The following is a 21,853-nucleotide window of genomic DNA, read 5'->3' on the forward strand; positions in this document are numbered from 1 at the left end:
CTTATAAACTCTTGGACATCATTTTTCGATGCGTGTGGATCGACATGATAATGCCGAACCCAGCCATAAGCACAATCAGCGCCGAACCCCCGTAGCTGACCAGAGGCAAAGGTACGCCAACTACCGGCAAAATACCACTGACCATACCAATGTTAACAAACACATAAACGAACAAAATCAGCATCAGACCGCCGACCATAACCCGGCCGAAGGTGGTTTGTGCCTTGGCGGCGATCATCAGCCCGCGGATAATCACCAGCAGGTATAGCGCCAATAACACCAGCACCCCGATCAGCCCCAGCTCTTCGGCCAATACCGCGAAGATAAAGTCGGTGTGACGTTCCGGCAGGAATTCCAACTGTGACTGGGTGCCGTGCAGCCAGCCTTTGCCGGACAGGCCGCCGGAGCCGATGGCGATTTTTGACTGAATAATATGGTAACCGGCACCAAGCGGGTCGGTTTCCGGATCGAGTAGCATCATGACGCGGTCGCGCTGATAGCCGTGCATCAGGAAGAACCACAGCACCGGGATAAAGGCCGCCAACAGTACGGCGGCCACGGCGATCAGCTTCCAGCTCATACCGGACAGGAACAGCACGAACAGGCCGGAGGCGGCGATCAGAATCGAGGTCCCCAGATCCGGCTGTGCGGCCACCAGCAGGGTCGGCAGGAAAATCAGCACCAGTGCAATGGCGGTATTCTTCAGTGAAGGTGGGCAGACGTCGCGGTTCATAAAGCGCGCCACCATCAGCGGCACGGCGATTTTAGCGATCTCGGACGGCTGGAAGCGCACAAAGCCAAGATCCAGCCAGCGCTGTGCGCCTTTACTGATCTGGCCGAAAGCGTCCACCAAAATCAGCAGGATCACGCAGAAAATATATAAATACGGTGCCCAGCTTTCATAAACTCGCGGTGGGATCTGTGCCATCACGGCCATCACGATCAGCCCCATCACGATCTGGCCGATCTTGCGCTCCATCATGCCGATATCCTGACCGCTGGCGCTCCACATCACGAACGCGCTGTAGACCAGCAGGGCCAGAATTAATACCAGGAATGTGGGGTCGATATGGATTTTGGTCCAGATCGAGCCCTTTTGTTGGCTTTCAGTCATGTTCTACCTTAATCACCTTCTACACCAGGCGGCAGTGGGGCCGCATCCGGTAATTGCGTATTGTTGTCGCCCAGCAAAATATGGTCGAGGATCTGACGAGTAATCGTCCCGACCGCCGGACCTGCGCCGCCGTTTTCCAGAATGATGGCGACCGAGACCGTCGGATTATCGTAAGGTGCGAAGGCCGTCATCAGTTTATGGTCACGCAGGTGCTCTGCGAGTTTGTGGGCGTTATAGGTTTCGTAACCGAATACCTGTGCGGTACCCGATTTCGCCGCGGCTTTATATGGCGTACCTGCAAAGTACTTGCGTGCCGTGCCGTTCGGACGGTTGGCCACGCCATACATGCCATCTTTGGCAATTTCCCAGAAGCCGGAATGAATATCGCCGATCTGCTTGCTTTCTTCCTGAATGAAAGGCACCAGCGCACCATTGATTCTGGTGCTCTGCAGCAGGTGCGGCGTTTTGACATTACCGTCGTTAATCAGTGTGGTCAGTGCCTTGGCCATCTGGATCGGTGTTGCGGTCCAGTAGCCCTGGCCGATGCCCACAGGAATGGTGTCGCCCTGATACCAGGGTTTTTTATAGCGCTTGAATTTCCAGTCGCGGGTCGGCATCAGGCCTGAACGCTCTTCGGACAGATCAATGCCGGTATATTCGCCATACCCGAACTTGGTCAGCCAGGTCGACAGGCGATCGATACCCATATCGTAGGCGACCTGATAGAAGAAGGTATCCGCTGACTCTTCCAGGGCTTTGGTGACGTTCAGGCGGCCATGGCCCCACTTTTTCCAGTCACGGAAGCGTTTTTCCGAGCCGGGCAATTGCCACCAGCCGGGATCGAACAGGGTGGTATTTTTGGTGATCACCCCGGCGCTGAGCGCCGAGACGGAAATGTAGGGTTTCACCGTTGAGGCCGGTGGGTATAGCCCCTGCGTGGCGCGGTTAATCAACGGCCGGTTCGGATCGTTGAGCAGCCCCTGATAGTCTTTACTGGAGATGCCATCGACGAACAGGTTCGGATCATAGCTGGGGTTGGACACCATCGCCAGAATGCCGCCGGTGCGCGGATCGCTCACCACCACTGCCGCGCGACTGCCGACCAGCAACTGCTCGATATAGCGTTGCAGGTTGAGATCCAGCGTCAGGTAAACGTCCTGACCGGCGGACGGGGGTTGTTCATGCAGTTGGCGGATCACCCGGCCGCGGTTGTTGACTTCAACCTCTTCGTAGCCGGTTTTGCCGTGCAGGGTATCTTCGTAATAACGTTCGATACCCAGCTTGCCGATATCGTGGGTGGCGGCGTAGTTGGCCAGCTTGCTCTCTTTATCCAGGCGTTCGACATCGCGGTCGTTGATCTTCGACACGTAGCCGATCACGTGGGTCAGGGCGGAGCCATACGGGTAGTAGCGACGCTGGTAGCCTTTGACCTCGACGCCGGGGAAGCGGAACTGGTTAACCGCAAACCGTGCTACCTGAACTTCATTCAGGGCGGTTTTCACCGGAATGGAGACGAAACGGCGCGAGCGCTTGCGCTCTTTCTCGAAGTTGGTGATGTCTTCGTCGGTCAGATCGACCACCGGACGCAGTGCCTGCAGCGTGGCCTTCAGGTCATCGACCTTTTCCGGCATCAGCTCCAGTTGGTAAATGGTGCGGTTGAGCGCCAGCGGAGTGCCGTTGCGATCATAGATAATGCCGCGACTGGGCGCGATCGGCACCAGTTTGATGCGGTTTTCGTTGGAACGGGTGCGGTAATCCTCAAAGCGGACGATTTGCAGGTTATACAGATTGGCGATGAGGGTGCCGGTCAGCACCAGGATGACAAAGAACGCCACCAGGGCGCGGCGTACAAACAGGGCGGATTCAGCCGTATAGTCGCGAAAAGGGTTACGTTCTATTTTCATCCCGCTGCTTTATTTCACTCTGTCACGGTTACCACCGGTTATTCCCGGTGGTAAGGATGATTTGTTGTAATACTCCAGGCGCGATAGAGGCTTTCAGCCACCAGAACGCGCACTAAAGGATGCGGCAATGTCAATGGTGAGAGCGACCAACTTTGTTCTGCTGCGGCCTTGCACGCCGGTGCCAGCCCTTCCGGGCCGCCAATCAGCAGGCTGACGTTGCGGCCGTCCTGCTTCCAGCGTTCGAGCTGCTGCGCTAACTGCGGCGTTTCCCACGGCGTACCGGGGATATCCAGCGTGACAATGCGATTGCCTTTGCCTACCGCCGCCAGCATCTGTTCGCCTTCCTTTTCCAGAATGCGTTTGATATCGGCATTCTTGCCGCGCTTGCCCGCCGGGATTTCGGTCAGCTCAAACGGCATATCTTTCGGAAAGCGATGCAGATAATCCATAAAGCCGGTCTGCACCCAGTCTGGCATTTTAGTGCCGACCGCTACCAGTTGCAGTTTCACCGCTTAGCTCCAGAGTTTTTCCAGCTCGTACAGACGACGGCTTTCTTCTTGCATTACGTGGACGATCACTTCGCCCAGGTCAACCACTATCCAGTCGGAAGCTTCCTGGCCTTTCATGCCAAACAGTTCCATGCCCGCAGAACGGGATTCTTGTACCAGATGGTTGGCGATCGACATCACGTGACGGGTAGAAGTACCGGTGCAGATGATCATGCAATCGGTGATGCTGGATTTACCCTGTACATCCAGAGCGATAATGTCTTGGCCTTTCAGGTCATCAATTTTATCGATGACGAAATCTTGGAGCGCTTTACCTTGCAAAGGTTCCCCCTCGGGAGTGTTCTGTTCATTCGACTGCGGCGGGCAACTGCCCGTTTTGCGGCCTGAATCAATGATAAGTCGGCAGGATGCCGCTGAAAGCCAGCTGGTGACTGCCCGGCCAGCTAAGGTTTCCGGGGTTTTCAGCGAATACCTGAAAAATAGCGGCGCAGTATATCATGCGGCTCTCGCTAGCGATATAAACCCTGTAACTCGATATAGCGCTGTACCGAACGCGGCAACAGGTCGTCGCAGTCGAGGCCCTGATGGCGTCGCTGGCGGATTTCCGTCGCTGAAATTTCCAGCTGCGGCGTATCGGCCAGGTAGATATAGCCCTGTGGTTGCAGGCTCAGCAGCGCAGCATCGGTCACCTGATGCTGTTCCAGCCACTGCTGCAGTTCCGGTGTGTCCATCCGGTCGTTGTAGCCAGGGCGCGCCAGCACCAGCAGGTGACAGGTCTCCAGCAGCGATTGCCAGCGGTGCCACTTGTGCAACGTCAACAGCGAGTCCTGGCCAATAATAAACGCCAGCGGCAATGCAGCGCCACGTTCTTTACGAATGGCTTCCAGCGTCTCTATGGTGTAGGACGGCGTGGTGCGGTGCAGTTCGCGATCGTCAACCGCAAACAGCGGGTTGCCGGCGATCGCCAGTTCAACCATCTTTAACCGTTGCTGAGCGTTAGCCTCGGGCTGAGGGCGGTGCGGCGGCACGTGGTTGGGCAGCAGTGTGACCCGGTTCAGGCCAACCTCGGCGGCCAGCGCTTCCACCGGCCGCAGATGGCCGTAATGGATCGGGTCAAAGGTGCCGCCAAACAGGGCGTGCAGGACGGTGGTGTCTTGCGGATTAGTGGGCATCTGAAAAACTCGTGGCCAGAGGTTTGCCGCACAGCAGCATCGACAGGGTTTCCAGTTCCGACCAGACCGACTGGCCGTAATCCTGCTTAAGGGTAATTTCAATCTGCGCCAGCAGATGAACCGCTTGCCGCAGCTGGGCAGCGGATAACCGTTGTAATGCCTGGGTGACCAGGTTACGGCGGTTTTGCCAGACCTTGTACTGGTCAAACAGCGTACGCAGCGGCACTGACGCCATGCGCCGTTGCAGGTTCAGTAACTGCAGCAATTCACGCTGCAGGGTGCGCAGCAGGATCACCGGTTCGACATCTTCCTGCTGCATCTGCTGCAGGATATGCCAGGCGCGCTTGCTTTTGCCCGCCAGCAGGGCGTCCAGCCAGTGGAATGGCGTGAAGTGCGCGGCGTCATTGACCGCCAGTTCAACGCGCGGCAGGGTAAGCTTGCCGTCCGGGTGCAGCAGCGACAACCGTTCCAACGCCTGCGACAGCGCCAGCAGGTTGCCTTCGTAGCAATAACACATCAGTTGATTGGCCGCGTCGTCCAGTTCCAGCTTCATGGCTTTGGCGCGTTGCGCTACCCAGCGGGGTAACTGGGCCTGTTCCGGCGTCTGGCAACTTACGTAAGCGCCATGCGGGCTGAGTGCTTTGAACCAGGCGCTGTTTTCCTGCGCTTTGGTCAGGCGTGGCCCACGCAGCATCAGTAAAATGTCGTCATGCAGCAGAGCGGCCAGCTTAATCAGCTGTTCGCCGATCGGGGCGGTCGGTCCGTTATCGGGGAAGATCAGCAGCAGCGTCTGACGGCTGGCGAACAGGCTCATGGCCTGACAGATGCTGAAAATGGCGTCCCAGTCGGTATGGGCGTCGAGCGAAATGCTGTAGTGCTCGGTGAATTGCTGTTGCTGTGCCGTTTGGCGGATCAGATCCTGACTCTCCTGCAACAGCAGCGGCTCATTGCCACTCAATAAATAACAAGCGCGCAGCCCCTCTCGGAGCTGCGCGGCAAGTTGTTCAGGGTAAATACGGATCATTGATCGACGCGACTTGCCGCTTTTTCACCAGCGGCAGCAGCTTTTTGCTGAGTTTCTTCTTCCGCTGCGTGTACCGTTAGCAGTTTACGCACCAGTTGCTGGGCGGCCTGGTCACGCATTTCCTGGCGAATAATGTCCTGTTCGGAATCTTTTGCCAGTGCGGTCAGCGGGTTATCGAAGAACGAACGGAACACTTTCACGTTCAGTGGATACAGATCGTGACCCGGGATCAGCACCTGTGCCTGGACCGACAGTACCATCTGGTACTCAGCGGTTTTACCGTCCTGGAAGATCGAGGCGGTATCCTGGCTTTCAGTGGCGCCAATGATGCGCAGGGAAGGGAGATCCTTACGTTTTGCATCTTTGACAATGGTCACGTCGCTCAGACGTAATTGTTCACGCACCGAGCGGGTCAGCGGACCATAAGGGTCTGAGCTGTCCAGAATCAGCGTTTTCATTTCCGAGGGTACCTGCGTGGTGCCACGCAGGTGAAAACCGCAGCCGGCGGTGACCAGCACCGCCAACCCCAGCAACAGCGTCAGAATACGTTGTCGCACAATTCCTCCTTGTGTTAACCCACAACCAGGTTAAGCAATTTGCCCGGAACATAGATCACTTTACGAACCGTAACCCCGTCCAGATATTTAGCGACCAGATGTTCCTCAGCGGCGCGCGCACGCACCTGTTCTTCGGTTGCATCGGCTGCCACAGTGATTTTAGCGCGAACCTTGCCGTTGACCTGTACCACCACCAGCTTGGAGTCTTCGACCATGGCTTGCTCGTCGGCTTGCGGCCAGGCTGCGGTATCCACATCGCCTTCACCGCCCAACGCCTGCCACAGTGAGAAGCACACGTGCGGGGTGAACGGATACAGCATGCGAACCACAGACAGCAGCGCTTCCTGCAGCAGGGCGCGATCTTGCTCGCTTTCTTGCGGTGCACGGGCCAGCTTGTTCATCAGTTCCATCACGGCGGCAATCGCGGTGTTGAAGGTCTGACGGCGGCCGATATCGTCGGTCACTTTGGCGATGGTTTTGTGCAGATCGCGGCGCAGTGCTTTCTGGTCTTCGGTCAGCGTTGCTACGTTCAGCGGCTGCACTGCCCCTTTCTCCAGGTGTTCGTAGGCCAGTTTCCAGACGCGTTTCAGGAAGCGGTTTGCCCCTTCTACGCCGGACTCTTGCCATTCCAGCGTCATTTCTGCCGGCGAGGCGAACATCATGAACAGACGCACGGTGTCTGCACCGTATTTCTCAACCATCACCTGTGGGTCGATGCCGTTGTTTTTCGACTTCGACATTTTGCTCATGCCAGCATAGACCAGTTCACGACCTTGTGGATCGGTGGCTTTGATAATGCGGCCTTTGTCATCGCGCTCAACGGTGGCGTCGACTGGGGAAACCCAGACGCGTTCGCCGCTGTTGCCGCTGTAATAGAAGGCGTCTGCCAGTACCATGCCCTGACACAGCAGGCGTTTTGCCGGCTCGTCGGAATCGACCAGGCCCGCGTCACGCAGCAGCTTGTGGAAGAAGCGGAAGTACATCAGGTGCATGATGGCGTGTTCGATACCCCCGACATACTGATCCACCGGCAGCCAGTAGTTGGCGGCGGCTGGATCCAGCATGCCCTCGTCGTACTGCGGGCAGGTGTAGCGCGCGTAGTACCAGGAAGACTCCATAAAGGTGTCGAAGGTGTCGGTTTCACGTAGCGCCGGCTGGCCGTTAACGGTGGTTTTCGCCCACTCGGGATCGGCCTTGATTGGGCTGGTAATACCGTCCATCACCACGTCTTCCGGCAGGATCACCGGCAGTTGGTCTTCCGGGGTTGGCATTACGGTGCCGTCTTCCAGCGTGACCATGGGGATTGGTGCACCCCAGTAACGTTGGCGAGAAACACCCCAGTCACGCAGACGGTAGTTAACCTTGCGCTGGCCGACGCCTTTGGCGACCAGTTTGTCGGCAATGGCGTTGAAACCGGCCTGGTGATCCAGGCCGTCAAACTCGCCGGAATTGAACAGCGCGCCTTTCTCGGTCATCGCTTCGGCCAGGACATCCGGTTGGCTGCCGTCGAGTGTGAGTACGACCGGCGTGATCGGCAAACCGTATTTGGTGGCGAACTCCCAGTCACGTTGGTCGTGAGCCGGAACCGCCATGACCGCGCCGGTGCCGTATTCCATCAGCACGAAGTTGGCGACCCAAATCGGCACTTGCTCACCGGACAGCGGATGGATGGCGAACAGGCCGGTCGGCATGCCTTTCTTCTCCATCGTCGCCATTTCGGCTTCGGCCACTTTGGTGTTGCGGCATTCTTCGATAAATTCAGCCAGCGCCGGGTTGTTCACCGCGCCTTGCTGCGCCAACGGGTGACCCGCAGCGACGGCGACATAGGTGGCACCCATAAAGGTGTCTGGACGGGTGGTGTAAACGGTCAGTTTCTCTTCGCTGCCCGCTACATCAAAGGTGATATCCACCCCTTCGGAACGGCCAATCCAGTTACGCTGCATGGTTTTCACCTGCTCTGGCCAGCTTTCCAGCGTATCCAGATCGTTCAGCAGTTGGTCGGCGTAAGCGGTGATTTTGATAAACCACTGTGGGATCTCTTTACGCTCTACCTTGGTGTCACAGCGCCAGCAGCAGCCGTCGATAACCTGTTCGTTGGCCAGCACGGTCAGATCGTGTGGGCACCAGTTCACCGCAGAAGTCTTCTTGTAGACCATGCCTTTTTCGTACAGCTTGGTGAAGAACCACTGTTCCCAACGGTAGTAATCCGGATCGCAGGTAGCGATCTCGCGATCCCAGTCATAGCCGAAGCCCAGCAGTTTTAGCTGGTTCTTCATGTATTCGATGTTGTCGTAGGTCCACGGGGCCGGTGCGGTGTTGTTCTTGACCGCAGCGCCTTCCGCCGGCAGGCCGAACGCATCCCAGCCGATCGGCTGTAGTACGTTTTTGCCTAGCATGCGCTGATAGCGCGAGATCACGTCGCCGATAGTGTAGTTACGAACGTGTCCCATGTGCAGACGGCCTGATGGGTATGGCAGCATGGATAGGCAGTAATACTTTTCCTTGCTCGCATCTTCGGTAACCTTGAAAGTCTGCTTCTCTTGCCAGTGAAGCTGTACGTTCGATTCTATGTCTTCTGGACGGTATTGCTCTTGCATGGCGGCTGGTGGTCCTGTAGGTGTAAAACAGCTACATCCGTAGCATTCTGTTGAGTACTTATAGATCCGCATAGCATAGCTGATAAGACCTCCCGGCAACAACACCAAGCGCCCGACTCGACGTATTTAAAAAATCCCCGCCATGATATGACTCACATCTTGAGGATCCCGTGCCTTGCCAAGTGACATCAGCAATTTACGGCTAAAATGATAAGGGATAGTTTGAAGAGGTAAGTCCCGTCACGTAAGTTCATCGAGGAGAGATTATGAACAAGGTTGCTCAGTACTACCGCGAATTGGTGGCATCTCTGACCGAACGCTTGAAAAATGGCGAACGTGATATTGACTCGCTGGTCGCGAGCGCTGAAAAACGGCTGAACGAAGCGGGTGAGCTGACGCGCGATGAAGTGGAGCTGGTGACCCTGGCGGTACGGCGCGATCTGGAAGAATTCGCTCGCAGTTATCAGGAAAGCCGGGAAGAATTTACCGACAGTGTTTTTATGCGGGTGATTAAAGAGAGCCTGTGGCAGGAACTGGCGGACATTACCGACAAAACCCAGTTGGAATGGCGCGAAGTGTTCAAGGACGTCAGCCATCATGGCGTTTACCACAGCGGTGAAGTGGTTGGGCTGGGGAATCTGGTGTGCGAGCAGTGCCACCATCATATGGCGTTTTACACGCCGGAAGTGCTGCCGCTGTGTCCGAAATGCGGCCACGACCAGTTTCAGCGTCGGCCTTTCGAACCTTAAGTTCTCCGCACCCTGGCCTTCTCCTGAGTGGAAAGGGCCGGGGCAGGGAGATCGTCATTAACCGAAAAGCTTTTTCATCAGGTTACTGAGAAAACCGCCGCCAGTCGGGGCCGTTGCCCGTTCAGGCTCGCTTGTGAGGGCGGTGTATACGGTTGCAGGGACTTTCTGTGCCACCGCGATACGGCTGTCCTGTGCCGCTTTTTCTGCCGCTTCCGGCCCGTAAGCAAACCCTTCCGCCAGCACGAATTCCACGTCCGTAATACCGATAAAGCCCAAGAACAGCTTCAGATAAGGCGTGATCAGGTCGGTTGGCGTCTCGGCGTGGATACCGCCACGGCTGGAGATTACGATCGCTTTCTTGCCGGTGACCAGGCCTTCGGATCCTTCAGAGGTATAACGGAAAGTTTGGCCGGCGCGTGCTATCAGGTCGAAGTAAATTTTCAACTGGGTCGGGATGTTAAAGTTGTACATCGGTGCGCTGATGATCAGGGTGTCATGCGATTTCAGTTCGGCAATCAGCTCATCGGAAAGTGCCAGCGTCTGTTGCTGATAGGGGGTTAAGGGTTTATCCCCGGCACTAAAACCGCCGATCACTTCACCGTTCAGTTCTGGCAGAGTGGGGTTGGCCAAATCGCGGAAGGTAAAGGTGTCACTTGGGTGCGCTTCTTGCCACTGTTGAACAAAAAAATCGACCAATTTTCCAGACTGGGAGTAATCGCCCAGAATACTTGATTTCAGGACCAGTATACGACTCATGCGGTTATCTCCAGGCTTGTTCTAAGGGCGTCAGCAATGCTGTGCGTTTAACAGCATCTTAGAGGCAAGCCGGGATCAGTGATAGCGTAAAAATTCGCTCAGTTAAATCAAAAAAATTGAACATTAGGGCGCATCTTGCGCCCCAGTGGGTCAGTAACGCGCAACGCGTTCAGCCAGCAGGCTGATAAACCCTTCACGATCGATAGCGGTCAGCACTTCCACGTTGGCCGCTTTGCCGGTTTGCTGGAATACATCTACTACCGTCATGCCCTGGGTGTATTCCCCTTTGGTTTCCACCCCGACCCAGCGTTCGATACTGCTAAACAACTGAGGGGCCAGCAGCCAGGCGATGGTGCAGGGGTCGTGCATTGCGGCACCCGGTAACCCACGTGGGTGGCTGAGATACAGCGGCAGGTAGAAGTCGAGCATTTCGGCCACCGCCTGTGCCACCGGGTTGTCAATTTGGCGGATACGTTCGATATCTTGTGGTAGCACCAGAGCCTGGTGGGTGACGTTCAACCCGGCCATGGTCAAGGGCACGCCGGACTTCAGTACCATCTCGGCGGCTTCGGGATCGACAAAAATATTAAATTCCGCCACCGGGGTGGTATTACCGGCGTTCATGCCACCGCCCATAAAGACGATGCGCTCGATGTTGCCTTTCAGTTCGGGGTGCTGGGCCAGCAGCAGGGCGATATTGGTCATCGGGCCGGTGACCACCAGGGTGATCGGTTCCGGGCTGCTGCGCAGTAGGCTGGCGATCAGCTCGACGGCGCTTTGCCCGACCGGCTTGATGGTGGGCGTCGGCAGGTGGGTATTGCCCATGCCGGTTTTGCCGTGGACGTAGTCGGCAATCACCAGCTCACGCATCAGTGGGGCGGCGGCACCGGCCGCGACAGGGATGTCTTCACGCTTCATCAGCGTCAGCAGGCCGAGCGCGTTATGCAGGGTTTTCTCCGGCGTCTGGTTGCCGGCAGAGGTGGTGATGGCTTTAACGTCCAGTTCCGCTGAGCTCAGTGCCATGGCGAGGGCAATGGCGTCGTCGAGGCCGGGATCGCAATCGATAATGATAGGGCGTGGCATATGTATCTCCTTGTAGTTATGCTGCGAGCATCGGATCAAAACCAGGGAGAAACAAGCGCTTTTAGTGCCGGGAAGGGGGAGATGCGCCCCGAATGGAGCGCATGCATATTGAGGCAAGTGTTGTTTTTTTACCTGAGATACCCGGGCCTAGCGCACCGAGGGGCGCTCCGGCAGCTAAAGCTGCTACGACCCCTTCGGCACGCTCTCCCTAATAACGGGCACGAGCGCATCAGATAAATCAGTGCAGGATTTTTGCCAGGAAGTCTTTGGCGCGCTCAGACTCAGGGTTGTTGAAGAAGTCGTCTTTATTGCGGTCTTCGACAATTTTGCCTTCATCCATAAAGATCACCCGGTTGGCCACCTTGCGGGCAAAGCCCATTTCGTGGGTCACCACCATCATGGTCATGCCTTCGTTCGCCAGTTCGACCATCACGTCGAGCACTTCGTTGATCATTTCCGGATCGAGTGCCGAGGTCGGTTCATCGAACAGCATGGCGATGGGATCCATACACAGCGCACGGGCGATAGCCACACGCTGCTGCTGACCACCGGAAAGCTGCCCAGGGAACTTGTTGGCGTGGGCGGTCAGGCCGACGCGCTCCAGCAACTTCAGGCCTTTCTCGCGGGAAGCGGCTTTATCACGCTTGAGCACTTTTACCTGTGCCAGCGTCAGGTTGTCGATGATCGACAGGTGCGGGAACAGCTCAAAGTGCTGGAACACCATGCCGACCTTGGAACGCAGCTGCGCCAGGTTGGTTTTCTTGTTGTTGACCGGCGTCCCGTTCACCTGGATATCGCCCTGCTGGATTGGCTCCAGGCCGTTGACGGTTTTGATCAGGGTAGATTTGCCCGAGCCTGAAGGACCGCAGACTACCACCACTTCGCCTTTTTTGACTTCGGTGGTGCAATCGGTCAGAACCTGAAAGTGACCGTACCACTTAGAAACATTTTTCAGGGATATCATCAAACAGTCCTTTTCTTCAAATAGCTTACCAGCGCCGAGGCGGCGAGACTGATAACAAAATAGACAAAGCCGGCGAACAGGATCATTTCAACCTGGGTGCCGTCGCGCTCGCCGATGGTTGAGGCGGTACGGAAGAAGTCAGCCAGGCTCAGTACGTACACCAGCGAGGTATCCTGGAACAGTACGATGCCCTGGGTCAGCAGCAGTGGCACCATGGCGCGGAATGCCTGCGGCAAAATAACCAGCTTCATTGACTGCCAGTGGGTCATGCCCAGAGCCAGTGCGGCGGAAGACTGGCCGCGCGAGATGCTGATAATACCGGCACGGATAATTTCCGAGTAATAGGCCGCTTCAAACAGGGAAAAGGCTACCATAGCCGAGATCAGGCGAATATCAGTTTTCGGCGACAGCCCCAGAACTTGTTGTAATAAGCTTGGAACCACCAGATAAAACCACAGCAGTACCATCACCAGCGGCACTGAGCGGAACAGGTTGACGTACAGGGCGGCGAACCAGCTGATTGGCTTGATCGGCGACAAACGCATTACCGCCAAAATGGTGCCCCAAAGGATACCGAAGACGATGGCGGTCACGGTGATCTTCAGCGTGATGAACAGACCCTGCAGCAGATAAGGGAAGCTTGGGACAATCGATGCCCAGTCAAATTCGTACATTATTTACTCCCCATATTGCCGGGCAACTGCACTTTTCTCTCTACCAGCCGCATAAACAGCATGATCACGGCGTTGATGGCGATATAAGCCAGCGTAATCGCGGTAAAGGATTCATAGGCGTGCGCCGAGTAATCCAGCAATTTACCGGCCTGGGCAGCCATGTCGACCAGTCCGATGGTGGAAGCGATGGCGGAGTTTTTCACCAGGTTAAGCATTTCCGAGGTCATCGGCGGCACAATCACCCGGTAGGCGTTCGGCAACAGCACGTAGCGATAGGTTTGCGGCAGCGTCAGGCCCATGGCCAGTCCGGCGGCTCTCTGACCGCGTGGCAGTGACTGAATGGCAGCACGTACCTGTTCGCACACGCGAGCAGCGGTGAACAGCCCGAGGCACAGCATCGAAGAAACGAAGAACTGCACGTTAGGATCGAGTTCGGTTTTGAACCACATGCCGATATTCACCGGCAGCAATTCAGGGATCACCAGATACCAGGTAAAGAATTGCACGATCAGCGGCACGTTACGGAAAAGTTCGACGTAACAGGTACCGAGGGTGGAAAGAAAGCGGTTAGGTACGGTACGCAAAATACCGAATAGCGAACCGACAAAGAAAGCGATAATCCATGCACAGACGGAGAGGGCCACCGTGACCTGAAAGCCGGACCAAATCCAGCCGAGGTAGGTGGTATTCCCAAACGGGGCCTGCTGCAGGAAGATACCCCAGTTCCAATCTATTGACATAACAAACTCCGTTAAGCGGGCGCAGAGCGCCTAAAGATTGATGACTATTCAGCGCCAATGGCACCGCGGCCAGTCGGGCTGACTTATCTGTGCGGGCATCGGTGGTGCGTTATGGGGAAAATGCGGGAGGGGAACGACCTCCCGCATGCCTGTCTGTCCCAGTCATCAACAGAGCCAGGTTGGCCTGGCGCCTGTTTTATTAGTTCAGTGCTTTGTCGTTAGGCTCTTTGAACAGTTGCTTCATATCGTCTGACAGTTCGAAGTTCATGTTGAGGTTCTTCGGTGGGATAGGCTGTTTGAACCACTTATCAAACCATTTGGCCGCTTCACCTGAAGTCTGAGCCTGAGCGATGGTGTCATCGACCAGTTTTTTGAACTCAGGATCGTCTTTACGCAGCATACAGCCGTAGGCTTCTTTCGACTGTGGCGTGGCGATGATTTCCCATTGGTCCGGTTTCTTCGCTTTCGCGCGTTCACCCGCCAGCAGAGCGTCATCCATCATAAAGGCGACGGCGCGGCCGCTTTCCAGGGTGCGGAATGAATCACCGTGGTCTTTGGCGCTGATGATGCGCATGTTCATTTTGTTGCTGTCGTTCAGTTTATTCAGCAGTACTTCTGAGGTAGTACCGGATGTCACCACCACGGCTTTACCGGCCAGATCTTTGAAATCTTTGATGTCAGACCCTTTTTTCACCAGCAGACGGGTACCGACCACGAAGATGGTGTCAGAGAAGGCGGCCTGTTTCTGGCGTTCAAGGTTGTTGGTGGTCGAGCCGCACTCGAAGTCAAAGGTGCCGTTTTGCAGCAGTGGAATACGGTTCTGCGAGGTGATCGGCAGCATTTTGACCTGCAGATCCGGAGCGTTCAGTTTTTTCTTAACCGCTTCAACGATTTGGTTGGAGTAGTCCTGGGAGTAACCCACAACTTTCTGCTGGTTGTCGTAGTAGGAGAACGGCACTGACGATTCGCGGTGGCCGACAACGATCACTCCGTTGTCTTTGATTTTCTTCAGCGTACCGGTCAGTTCTTCCGCATGGGCTACGTTAGCCGCCATACCGATCAGCAGTAACGATAACGCCAATTTACGCATTTGCATGGTCCAACTCCTTTGCTGTTGTGGTAGCTCAAATTCAAAGAGCATCAGATTCTAAATGGAGATTTATTGCTCAAGTATAAAGATAGTCCTAGAACAGATAACCGTTAGAAAATAGCCGATTGTGAACAGATTGAAACTAAAATGTTTCATTTTTTGAGACGCCACGCGCACCAAATTAATGCAACAAAATATCAATGCACCCTTATGGTGCCAGTGATGCTCTCAGGTTGTGCACGGATGCGACGAAACGTCAGCAAAAGTAAATCGGTTCTAAATCACGGAGTAATTAAAGCAAGGAGTGTGCCAGAAGCATTGATTTGGCAATGATTTTGGACCGGTGGGGGAAACAGCGGGGCGCGCGGATGGCAACGCCCCGGGGGATTATTTACGACGCAGGCCGAGGACCAGCGCCAGACCGCCGAGCAGCAGGGTGATGATCCACAATGGCGTGGCGCCAAAGCGGGCATAAGGGGTAATGCCGGTGGTTGGGGTCATTTTCACCTCCAGCACCTTGCGAGTGAACTGAGGGATCTCTGCAATCACTTCACCATTGGCATCGACAGCGGCAGTCACGCCGTTGTTGGTGCTGCGCAACAGGGGTCTGCCCAACTCCAGTGCACGCATGCGCGCCATCTGGAAGTGCTGCCACGGGCCGATGGAATGGCCAAACCAGGCATCGTTGGAGATGGTCAGCAGGAAGTTGGTGTCCGGGCGGAAGTTATCGCGCACCTGCTGGCCGAGGACAATTTCATAACAAATCGCCGCCGTCAGGTTATAGCCCTTCACGCTGAGCTGTGGCTGGACGTAATCGCCGCGGCTGAATGAGGACATCGGCAGGTCGAAGAAGGGGGCCAGTGGCCGCAGCAGCGTTTCCATCGGCACAAACTCGCCGAACGGCACCAGATGGTGCTTGTTATAGCGGTCTTTGGCCGGATAAGTGTACGGCGTCGGTTCACCCAGCACGATGGCACTGTTGTAAATTTGCTGGCCCTGTGGGGTGGCGCGGACGTCAACAATGCCGGTGATCAGACTGCTGTTTTTGGCTCGCATCAGGTCGTCCATCATGGTCAGGAAACCGTTCTGGCTGGCTTCGTAATCCGGGATGGCAGATTCCGGCCAAATGATGATCGGCGCTTTGCCCATATAAGGACGGGTTTCATCCAGATAGGTTTGCAGCGTACTGACCAGCGCTTTGGGATCCCACTTCATCGACTGAGCGATATTGCCCTGCACCATGGCGACGTTGACCGCCTTGTCCGGCTGTGGGGTATACCAGTGCAACTGGCGCAGCGGCCACGGTAACAGCAACAGGGCGACAGCTACCACCGCCGGCGTGATGCGGCGTTGATTGATGGCATATACCAGCAGCCCGGCGATCGCCATCAGCATAAAGGTGATGGTATCTACTCCCAGCAGCGGCGCCACGCCTTTCAGCGGGCCGTTGAGCTGGCTGTAGCCGAACTGCAACCAAGGGAAACCGGTCAGCACCCAGCCGCGCAGAAACTCAGTGACCTGCCACAGCACCGGTGCGGCAATCGCCAGACGGTACCAACTGGTGGTTGGCCAAAGGCGTGCCAGCAAGCCGGCGAACAGCCCGGTATACAGCGACAGATAGGCGGCGAGCAGCGCCACCAGGAAAATATTGACGGAGAACGGCATGCCGCCGAAGTCGGCAATGCTGACGTAAACCCAGTTGATCCCGGTACCGAACAGGCCGAAACCCCAGCAGAAGCCGAGCAGAGCAGACTGTTTGGTGGTGCGATTGAGGGTAACTGCCAACAGGCCGAACAGGGAGACAATGGCCGCTGGCCAGATATCGTAAGGAGAAAACGCCAGCGTGCCGCTGGCACCAGTCAACAGCGCCAGCAGGGCGCGAACCCACTGGCGATCAAGGTAAGAGGCTTTAGCCATGTTCGATTTATTCTTCCAGTTTCGGTTGCGGAGAATCGTCCGGAATTTTTACATGAACCTGGATGATACGTCGACTGTCGGCCATCGCAACTTTAAATAAGTAACCTTCGATTTCAATGGTTTCCCCCCGTGCTGGCAGGTGACCGAAGGCTTGCATGACCAGGCCACCGATGGTGTCGACCTCGTCATCGCTGAAGTGGGTACCGAAGGCTTCGTTGAAGTCTTCAATCGGTGCCAGCGCGCGCACGGTATACATATGACGGCTGAGCTGGCGGATATCCACATCGTCCTCGTCGTCATACTCATCTTCAATTTCGCCGACAATCAGTTCCAGAATGTCTTCGATGGTGACCAGGCCGGACACACCGCCGAATTCGTCAATGACAATCGCCATGTGATAACGCTGGGAGCGGAACTCCTTCAGCATCCGATCGACCCGCTTGCTTTCCGGCACCACCACTGCGGTACGCAGCACCTTGTCGATGCTGAACTCCTCGGTTTCTGCGCGCATAAACGGCAGCAGATCCTTGGCCATCAGGATGCCTTCGATGTGATCTTTATCTTCGCTGATCACCGGGAAGCGCGAGTGGGCGGATTCGATAATCACGTCCAGGCACTCTTCCAGCGTTTGGTTACGCTTGAGCGTCACCATCTGGGAGCGCGGGATCATGATGTCGCGCACGCGCTGTTCGGCGATATCCATCACGCCTTCCAGCATGTCTCGGGTATCGGGATCGATCAGGTCGTTTTGCTCGGAATCACGGATCAGCTCTACCAGATCGCCACGGTTTTTAGGTTCGCCGTGGAACAGCTGGTTAAGGATAAGAGTAAAGAACCCCTTCTTGGGACTGGGGCTGTCATTGCTTTGTGAATGGTCGTCGCTCATGGCGTTTTAGTTAATATCACTCATGTCAGAGTTAGGGGAGTCAGCGACAGCCCCATACAGGGGCTGTGGGGAAATCAACTGACGTCAGAGGGGGTCTTTTTCCGCCAGGTACGGGTCCGGGTAACCCAGTCCGTGCATGATTTCGGTTTCCAAAGACTCCATTTCTTCGGCTTCATCGTCTTCGATGTGGTCATACCCTAGCAGATGAAGGCTGCCGTGAACAACCATATGCGCCCAGTGGGCCTCCAGCGCCTTGTCTTGCTCAACGGCTTCACGCTCAACCACCTGCCGACAGATGATCAAATCGCCCAGCAGCGGCAGCTCGATGCCCGGAGGGGCTTCGAAGGGGAATGACAGCACGTTGGTCGGTTTGTCCATGCCACGATAGGTCAGGTTCAGTTCATTGCTTTCGGCCTCGTCCACCAGGCGAATGGTCACCTCGGCCTCTTCCTGAAACTGCGGCAGCACGCCTTCCAGCCAGTGCTGGAAGGTGGCTTCGTCCGGCAAGCCGCTGTTGTCTGCACAGGCCAGCTGCAGATCCAAAATCACCTGACTCATCGTGTCTCCTGCTCGGAGGCGAGGGTCGCCTCACGTTGACGTTGTTCTGCAATCGCATCTTTGCGCTTTTGTTCGGCGGCTTCCCAGGCTTCATAGGCGATTACCACGCGGGCGACCACCGGATGACGCACCACGTCTTCGCTATGGAAGAAGTTGAAGCTCAGTTCTTCGACGTCCGATAGCACTTCTATCGCGTGACGCAGGCCGGATTTTTGGTTGCGCGGCAGGTCTATCTGCGTCACGTCACCGGTAATCACCGCCTTTGAGTTAAAGCCGATGCGCGTCAGGAACATTTTCATCTGTTCGATGGTGGTGTTCTGGCTCTCATCAAGGATGATAAACGCGTCGTTCAGGGTGCGACCGCGCATATAGGCCAGCGGCGCAACTTCAATCACGTTACGTTCAATCAACTTCTCCACGCGCTCGAAGCCCAGCATTTCAAACAGGGCGTCGTACAGCGGGCGCAGGTAAGGATCGACCTTCTGGCTCAGATCCCCCGGCAGGAAGCCCAGTTTTTCACCGGCTTCGACCGCTGGGCGGGTCAGCATAATGCGCCGTACGTCCTGGCGTTCCAGCGCGTCTACCGCAGCGGCAACCGCCAGGTAGGTCTTGCCGGTACCGGCCGGGCCAATGCCGAAGGTAATGTCATGGTCGAGAATATGGGCGATGTACTGCGCCTGGTTTGGCGTCCGTGGTTTCACCATGCCGCGTTTGGTTTTGATGGTGACCGCTTTGCCGTAATCCGGCACGCTGTCGGCAACCTGTTCCTGCACCCGGCTTTCTTTGATCGCCAGATGGATCTGTTCCGGATCGATATCCGGGATCACGCCGCGAATGGGGGAAGTGTCCACATACAGGTGGCGCAGAATATCGGCGGCGGCTACCACGCACAGGTTCTTGCCAACCAGCTTAAAACGATTGTCACGACGGTTGATCTCAATGCCCAACCGGCGTTCGAGTTGTTTGATATTGTCATCAAACGGGCCGCACAGGCTGAGCAATCGCTGATTGTCTGCCGGCTCTAACAAAATTTCTTGTGTTGCGACGTTCAAACTATTCCTCAAGGCTCATATCGGGCCTGGTTGATTTTCGGTACGCGCATTCAGGGCAAGCCCTGAGGTTCTCTACCTTGAATTATTCATGGTGCGAAGCACGGGCGCAAGTTTACCCATGATCTATCTGTGCGCCGACGGTGTAATTCAAGGGGCGGCAGAGGAAAAACGCGGCCAAAACAGCCGCGTACTGACTTGAGAATAGGGGCCGGGGATCAGTTCTTTTTCACGAACTCGGATTTCAGCTTCATTTGGCCAAAGCCATCGATCTTGCAGTCGATGTTGTGGTCGCCTTCCACCAGACGGATGTTCTTCACCTTGGTGCCAATTTTCAGCATCGAAGAGCTGCCTTTGACCTTCAGATCTTTCACTACGGTCACGGCGTCGCCGTCGGCCAGCAGGTTGCCGTTGGCATCTTTGACAATCAGGGCATCGTTGTCTTCTGCCGGGGCGCTGTCGCTCCACTCATGGGCGCACTCAGGGCAGATAAACAGGTTGTTGTCCTGATAGGTGTATTCGGAATTGCACTTCGGGCAGTGTGGGAGTTGCATGCTATGTCGCCTCTTTAATCATCAAAAAAATAAAAAAAAGAAAAATTGCCGGGCGTATGGCCCGACAGAGAAATAATAAGGATAACCGTTATCGTGGCGGCGGGAAGCGCGGCCGCCACGTTTAGCGCCAGGAGGAAACTGCGTCAGGGTTGGTAAATGCCGACACCCAGCGCATTCTCTTTGCGGGTACGGGCAATCACCGACTGCGGGGATTCATGTACGCGCAGGTCCATCTGCTGTTCGGTACGCACCACTGCGCCACGCAGTGAATTGGTCAAGATTTCGGTGATTTCCACATCAACGAACTGGCCGATCATATCCGGCGTGCCTTCAAAGTTGACCATGCGGTTACAGGCGGTACGGCCCGCCAGCTCCATCACGCTTTTACGTGAGGTGCCTTCCACCAGAATGCGCTGTACGGTGCCGAGCATCCGGCGACTGAACTGCAGCACCTGCTGGTTGATGCGATCCTGCAGGATATACAGGCGCTGTTTCTTTTCGTCTTCGCTGACGTCGTCCACCATATCGGCCGCCGGGGTGCCAGGGCGCGACGAGTAGATAAAGCTGAAGCTGGTGTCGAAGTTAATCTCGGCAATCAGGTTCATGGTCTGTTCGAAGTCGGCCTGGGTTTCCCCTGGGAAGCCGATAATAAAATCAGAGCTGAGCTGGATGTCCGGCCGCGCCTTGCGCATTTTGCGAATGATCGCTTTGTATTCCAGTGCGGTGTGCGCGCGCTTCATCATGGTCAGTATGCGGTCTGAGCCGCTCTGTACCGGCAGATGCAGGAAACTGACCAACTCCGGAGTGTCTTCATACACCGCGATGATATCGTCGGTGAATTCAATCGGATGACTGGTGGTGTAACGGATACGGTCGATCCCGTCGATGGCTGCCACCAGGCGCAACAGTTCGGCAAATGAACAGATGTCGCCGTCGTAGGTAGCACCGCGATAGGCATTAACGTTCTGGCCAAGCAGGTTGACTTCACGCACGCCTTGCGCCGCCAGTTGGGCGACTTCGAACAGCACGTCATCGCTTGGACGGCTCACTTCTTCACCGCGAGTGTAAGGCACCACGCAGAAGGTACAGTATTTGTTGCAGCCTTCCATAATGGAGACAAAGGCGGTTGGGCCTTCAGCGCGGGGTTCCGGCAGGCGGTCGAACTTTTCGATCTCAGGGAAGCTGATGTCGACGATTGGGCTGCGGGTGCCCTGCACGTGGTTGAGCATTTCCGGCAGGCGATGCAGGGTTTGCGGCCCAAACACCACGTCGACGCAGGGCGCACGGCTGCGAATGTGTTCGCCTTCTTGCGAGGCCACACAGCCCCCCACGCCGATAATCAACGCCGGGTTCTTTTCTTTCAGCAGTTTCCAGCGCCCTAACATGGCGAAAACCTTTTCCTGCGCTTTCTCGCGGATCGAGCAGGTATTCAGCAGCAGCACGTCGGCTTCTTCAGCGTTGTCGGTCCATTGGTAACCGTGCGTGCTTCCCAGTAAGTCCGCCATTTTTGATGAATCATATTCATTCATCTGGCAGCCCCAGGTTTTGATATGTAGTTTTTTGGTCATTGACTTGCCATTACTCAGTGCGGAGCGAAAGTTGCGATACGCGACATGCAGGGTGCTTATAACTTATGGCTTTCAAGTTGCAGTTAGGCGGCAAGTTCGGGAGTCCCCAGGCGCTTACTCAGGTAAGTAACTGGGGTGAGCGAATGCAGCCAACAACGCTGCAGCTTGAAAGACGACGGGTATATTGTAAACATTTGACGCCGTTGTGACCAGCGCGGGGAAAACGGCATGCGACCTGAAGCCAAATTAAAAATCCGTTACACTGATGCCAAACGCCATGTCGGTGGGGATGGCGATAATTAACCAAGAAAAAATAGCCAATTTGACTGCATGATAATAGATTTTTCCGGCCTCCGTCAGGCCGATGCTGCGCGTGCTGCGGTTGAGC

Annotated in this window: 21 protein-coding genes; 1 reads left to right on the forward strand and 20 read right to left on the reverse strand. The window is 55.9% G+C overall.

The window, feature by feature from the left end; all coding sequences use genetic code 11:
- Window position 1: 1 nt before the first annotated feature.
- The 8 genes from mrdB to leuS all read right to left on the reverse strand — a co-directional run bounded on the left by mrdB (window position 2) and on the right by leuS (window position 8,877).
- Complete coding sequence (mrdB, locus tag BEI65_RS24085) at window positions 2-1,114, reverse strand: peptidoglycan glycosyltransferase MrdB (protein WP_099065409.1); 1,113 nt, start codon at window positions 1,112-1,114, stop codon at window positions 2-4.
- Window positions 1,115-1,122: 8 nt separating this feature from the next.
- Window positions 1,123-3,018, reverse strand: coding sequence for a peptidoglycan DD-transpeptidase MrdA (mrdA, locus tag BEI65_RS24090; RefSeq protein WP_099065410.1), 1,896 nt, complete (start codon window positions 3,016-3,018; stop codon window positions 1,123-1,125).
- 38 nt (window positions 3,019-3,056) lie between these two features.
- Window positions 3,057-3,527, reverse strand: coding sequence for a 23S rRNA (pseudouridine(1915)-N(3))-methyltransferase RlmH (gene rlmH, locus BEI65_RS24095; protein ID WP_004949595.1), 471 nt, complete (start codon window positions 3,525-3,527; stop codon window positions 3,057-3,059).
- Between the two features lie 3 nt (window positions 3,528-3,530).
- Window positions 3,531-3,848 (reverse strand): ribosome silencing factor, encoded by a 318-nt coding sequence (gene rsfS, locus BEI65_RS24100; RefSeq protein WP_085115571.1) that lies wholly within the window; start codon window positions 3,846-3,848, stop codon window positions 3,531-3,533.
- 188 nt (window positions 3,849-4,036) lie between these two features.
- Window positions 4,037-4,699, reverse strand: coding sequence for a nicotinate-nucleotide adenylyltransferase (gene nadD / locus BEI65_RS24105; RefSeq protein WP_099065411.1), 663 nt, complete (start codon window positions 4,697-4,699; stop codon window positions 4,037-4,039).
- On the reverse strand, window positions 4,689-5,723 hold the full coding sequence (gene holA / locus BEI65_RS24110; protein WP_099065412.1) for a DNA polymerase III subunit delta: 1,035 nt from the start codon (window positions 5,721-5,723) through the stop codon (window positions 4,689-4,691). The genes nadD and holA overlap by 11 nt, the downstream gene beginning before the upstream one ends.
- Window positions 5,720-6,280: an LPS assembly lipoprotein LptE gene (gene lptE, locus BEI65_RS24115; RefSeq protein ID WP_099065413.1), complete on the reverse strand. Its 561-nt coding sequence runs from the start codon at window positions 6,278-6,280 to the stop codon at window positions 5,720-5,722. Before lptE ends, holA begins: the two co-directional genes overlap by 4 nt.
- A gap of 14 nt (window positions 6,281-6,294) precedes the next feature.
- On the reverse strand, window positions 6,295-8,877 hold the full coding sequence (leuS, locus tag BEI65_RS24120) for a leucine--tRNA ligase (RefSeq protein ID WP_099065414.1): 2,583 nt from the start codon (window positions 8,875-8,877) through the stop codon (window positions 6,295-6,297).
- 266 nt (window positions 8,878-9,143) lie between these two features.
- Between leuS and BEI65_RS24125 the strand changes: the two genes are divergently transcribed.
- Window positions 9,144-9,626 (forward strand): zinc ribbon-containing protein, encoded by a 483-nt coding sequence (locus tag BEI65_RS24125; RefSeq protein ID WP_099065415.1) that lies wholly within the window; start codon window positions 9,144-9,146, stop codon window positions 9,624-9,626.
- Between the two features lie 57 nt (window positions 9,627-9,683).
- Here BEI65_RS24125 and BEI65_RS24130 read toward each other — a convergent pair whose 3' ends face one another.
- The 12 genes from BEI65_RS24130 to miaB all read right to left on the reverse strand — a co-directional run bounded on the left by BEI65_RS24130 (window position 9,684) and on the right by miaB (window position 21,465).
- Window positions 9,684-10,382, reverse strand: a complete 699-nt coding sequence (locus BEI65_RS24130; protein WP_099065416.1) for an FMN-dependent NADH-azoreductase — start codon at window positions 10,380-10,382, stop codon at window positions 9,684-9,686.
- Between the two features lie 150 nt (window positions 10,383-10,532).
- A complete protein-coding gene (gene rihA / locus BEI65_RS24135; protein WP_099065417.1) occupies window positions 10,533-11,465 on the reverse strand; it encodes a pyrimidine-specific ribonucleoside hydrolase RihA in 933 nt (310 codons plus the stop codon).
- Window positions 11,466-11,703: 238 nt separating this feature from the next.
- A complete protein-coding gene (locus BEI65_RS24145) occupies window positions 11,704-12,429 on the reverse strand; it encodes an amino acid ABC transporter ATP-binding protein (RefSeq protein ID WP_099065419.1) in 726 nt (241 codons plus the stop codon).
- Window positions 12,429-13,103, reverse strand: coding sequence for a glutamate/aspartate ABC transporter permease GltK (gene gltK, locus BEI65_RS24150; RefSeq protein WP_085115580.1), 675 nt, complete (start codon window positions 13,101-13,103; stop codon window positions 12,429-12,431). Before gltK ends, BEI65_RS24145 begins: the two co-directional genes overlap by 1 nt.
- On the reverse strand, window positions 13,103-13,843 hold the full coding sequence (locus tag BEI65_RS24155) for an amino acid ABC transporter permease (protein ID WP_099065420.1): 741 nt from the start codon (window positions 13,841-13,843) through the stop codon (window positions 13,103-13,105). The genes gltK and BEI65_RS24155 overlap by 1 nt, the downstream gene beginning before the upstream one ends.
- A 199-nt stretch (window positions 13,844-14,042) precedes the next feature.
- Complete coding sequence (locus BEI65_RS24160; protein ID WP_099065421.1) at window positions 14,043-14,939, reverse strand: amino acid ABC transporter substrate-binding protein; 897 nt, start codon at window positions 14,937-14,939, stop codon at window positions 14,043-14,045.
- Between the two features lie 381 nt (window positions 14,940-15,320).
- Window positions 15,321-16,850 (reverse strand): apolipoprotein N-acyltransferase, encoded by a 1,530-nt coding sequence (gene lnt, locus BEI65_RS24165; RefSeq protein ID WP_099065422.1) that lies wholly within the window; start codon window positions 16,848-16,850, stop codon window positions 15,321-15,323.
- Window positions 16,851-16,857: 7 nt separating this feature from the next.
- Window positions 16,858-17,736 (reverse strand): CNNM family magnesium/cobalt transport protein CorC, encoded by an 879-nt coding sequence (gene corC / locus BEI65_RS24170; RefSeq protein ID WP_099065423.1) that lies wholly within the window; start codon window positions 17,734-17,736, stop codon window positions 16,858-16,860.
- A gap of 84 nt (window positions 17,737-17,820) precedes the next feature.
- Window positions 17,821-18,294, reverse strand: a complete 474-nt coding sequence (gene ybeY, locus BEI65_RS24175; RefSeq protein WP_085115585.1) for an rRNA maturation RNase YbeY — start codon at window positions 18,292-18,294, stop codon at window positions 17,821-17,823.
- On the reverse strand, window positions 18,291-19,346 hold the full coding sequence (locus BEI65_RS24180) for a PhoH family protein (RefSeq protein ID WP_099065424.1): 1,056 nt from the start codon (window positions 19,344-19,346) through the stop codon (window positions 18,291-18,293). The genes ybeY and BEI65_RS24180 overlap by 4 nt, the downstream gene beginning before the upstream one ends.
- A gap of 215 nt (window positions 19,347-19,561) precedes the next feature.
- Entirely contained in the window at window positions 19,562-19,897 is a 336-nt protein-coding gene (locus BEI65_RS24185; protein ID WP_085115587.1) for a zinc ribbon domain-containing protein YjdM, read from the reverse strand.
- 143 nt (window positions 19,898-20,040) lie between these two features.
- Window positions 20,041-21,465: a tRNA (N6-isopentenyl adenosine(37)-C2)-methylthiotransferase MiaB gene (miaB, locus tag BEI65_RS24190; protein ID WP_099065425.1), complete on the reverse strand. Its 1,425-nt coding sequence runs from the start codon at window positions 21,463-21,465 to the stop codon at window positions 20,041-20,043.
- Window positions 21,466-21,853: the final 388 nt, after the last annotated feature.

This window comes from Serratia sp. BW106 (genome assembly GCF_002607755.1).
GTDB lineage: Bacteria > Pseudomonadota > Gammaproteobacteria > Enterobacterales > Enterobacteriaceae > Serratia > Serratia proteamaculans.